Here is a 278-nt window from a genome sequence, read left to right as displayed (position 1 = left end):
GTTGACGCGTAAATCCAGCACCGCTTTAAAATTATCCAGCGCCCGCTTCATTTGCGGGTTCTGGCGCAGCGCCGCGCCAACGCAACGCGCTTTGATGCGTTCTTCAATCATCTCCACCTGTTCGCGGTTTTCTTCCAGCCACTGCGCGCCTTGTTCGGTCAGCGCAATCTGCTTCTTACCTCCTTCCTCTTCGCGGATGGTAATCAGCGACTGCTCCTGCAGAAAATCCAGCGTTGGGTAGATGACGCCCGGGCTTGGGGTGTAATTCCCCTGGGTTA

General features: G+C 56.1%; 1 pseudogene. It reads right to left on the bottom strand.

Annotation, left to right across the window (positions count from 1 at the left end):
• Positions 1-278 (bottom strand): annotated as a pseudogene (gene nfeR / locus SB765_RS29320) (DNA-binding transcriptional regulator NfeR); the annotation flags it as partial.

The organism is Pseudomonas sp. SIMBA_067 (genome assembly GCF_046534675.1).
GTDB classification, from domain to species: Bacteria; Pseudomonadota; Gammaproteobacteria; order Pseudomonadales; family Pseudomonadaceae; genus Aquipseudomonas; species Aquipseudomonas putida.
The sequence above is the reverse complement of the archived record's forward strand: the minus strand, read 5'-3'. Positions and strand labels throughout refer to the sequence as shown.